The sequence below is a fragment of the Pseudomonadota bacterium genome (assembly GCA_010028905.1).
Taxonomy (GTDB): domain Bacteria; phylum Vulcanimicrobiota; class Xenobia; order RGZZ01; family RGZZ01; genus RGZZ01.
In genome coordinates this window covers 1-2,271 of the sequence record RGZZ01000657.1, presented here as the reverse complement: position 1 = coordinate 2,271, position 2,271 = coordinate 1, and the positions used below count along the sequence as shown (strand labels likewise).

General features: G+C 66.0%; 1 protein-coding gene. It reads left to right on the top strand.

Annotated elements, in window-relative coordinates; genetic code table 11:
* Positions 1–2,271 (top strand): amino acid adenylation domain-containing protein (locus tag EB084_24015; protein ID NDD31329.1); only part of this gene is annotated, 2,271 nt, incomplete at both ends.

Here is a 2,271-nt window from a genome sequence, read left to right as displayed (position 1 = left end):
CGACCTCGCTGCTGACTGGCCCATTCGCGCGCGCCTGCTGCGCCTGGCGGCGCACGATCACGTGCTGACCATCACCATGCACCACATCGCCTCTGACGGGTGGTCGATGGGCGTGCTCTCACGCGAGATCGACGCGCTCTACGGCGCGTTCAGCCAGAACCAGGCGCCGACGCTCGCCCCCCTCTCTGTGCAGTACGCCGACTTCGCCCGCTGGCAGCGCGATTGGCTCACGGGGGCCGACCTCGAGCGCCAGACCGACTGGTGGAAGGCGCATCTCGACGGGGCCCCACCGCTGCTCGAGCTCCCCTACGATCACCCGCGCCCCACTCGCCCGACCTATCGCGCGGGAATGGTTACAACCACGATCAGCGCAACGCTCACGACACGCCTCAACGCGCTCGCCAAGGCGAGCGACGCCAGCCTCTTCATGGTTCTTCGCGCCGCCTTCGCCGTGCTCATGCAGCGGTGGAGCGGAAGTGACGACCTCGTCATCGGCTCCCCTGTGGCAAACCGCGTGGTGCCCGAGATCGAAGGCCTTATCGGCTTCTTCGTGAACACCCTCGCCCTTCGAAGCGATCTCTCGGGCAGCCCGACCTTCATCGAGGTGCTGGAACAAACCCGCCGCGTCTGTCTCGAGGCCTACACCCATCAAGATCTGCCCTTCGAGAAGATCGTGGCAGAGCTCAAGCCCGAGCGCAGAACCGACGTTCAGCCCATCGTACAGGTGTTGTTCGCGCTGCAGAACGCCCGTTTCGACAGATTCAGGCTCGCCGATCTGCTTGTCACGGGCTTTGCGGCTTCTCAGGCCATGGTGCGCTTCGATCTCGAGGTACACGTCTTCGAAAAGGAAGGCACCCTCGAGTGCACCGCTGTGTACGCCACCGATCTGTTCGAGCACGACACCGCAGCGTCATTGGTCCGTCACTACCTCCATCTCCTCGAGCAGATCGTCGAGAACGCAACGCGCCCGATAGCCAGGCTGCGCCTCGCCACCGCCGCCGACATCGCCACCGTTCACCAGATGGGGAACATCCCGCTGACCGCCAACGAGGCACTCCTGTCCAACGTTGAAGAGGCGTTCGAAGACCAGGCCGCGCTACACCCCCATGCGGTCGCACTCGTCTTCGAAGATCGCGCCCTCACCTACGGAGCGCTCAACGCGCGCGCAAACCGACTCGCGCACCACCTCATCACGCTCGGTGTGCAGCCAGAGGACCGCGTGGCCATCGTCATGGACCGCAGCCTCGAGCTGCTCATCGCCATCCTCGCCACGCTAAAGGCCGGCGGCGCCTACGTTCCCCTCGACCCCAGCTGGCCCGAGGCGCGCCTTGCCCTCACGCTGAACGACAGCGAAGCGGCCGTCGTGCTCACCCAGCAAGCGCATCACGAACGAACCCGCGGTGCCGCCCGCGAGGAAGTTCCCGTGGTCGCGCTGGACGCCCCGTCCACCCAGGAGATCCATGCACGCATGCCTCGCGCGACCCCCATCGTCAGCGGGCGCTCCGCACGCAGCCTTGCCTATGTCATCTACACCTCTGGGTCGACCGGAACCCCGAAGGGCGCGGGCATCGAGCACCACAGCATCGTCAACCAGCTCGTGTGGATGCAGCGCTACCTCGCGTTGAACAGCATGCACCGCGTCCTGCAGAAGACCCCCATCACCTTTGACGTCTCGGTCTGTGAGCTTCTGCTGCCCCTGCGCGAGGGAGCCACCCTCGTCATCGCCAGACCCGATGCACACCGTGACCCCGTCGCCATCTATGCCACCGTGAACGAGCAACAGATCACAACCGTGCACTTCGTTCCCCCCATGCTCGAGCACTTCACCGCAGCCCTCCCTCTCGCGGATTCACCCCTCCTCCCCTTGCTCGAGGACATCGTCTGCAGCGGCCAGGAGCTGCTTGTCACAGCCTCACGCACCGTCACTGAGCGACTCCCCCATATCACGCTCCACAACCTCTACGGCCCCACCGAAGCCGCCGTCCACGTCACGACCTACACCTGCAGCCCCGATCGGCAGCGACCCTCTGTTCCCATCGGCGTGCCCGTCGACAACACAATGGCGTATGTCCTCGACGTCCACGGGGAGCTCACGCCCGTCGGGCTCCCTGGCGAGCTGCACCTGGGAGGCTTCCAGGTCGGGCGAGGATACGCACGCCGCCCCGGCCTGACCGCGGAGCGCTTCGTCGCCGACCCGTTCAGTCCCGAACCGGGCGCCCGCATGTACCGAACCGGAGACCTCGTGCGCTGGAACGCCCACGGCGAGCTCGA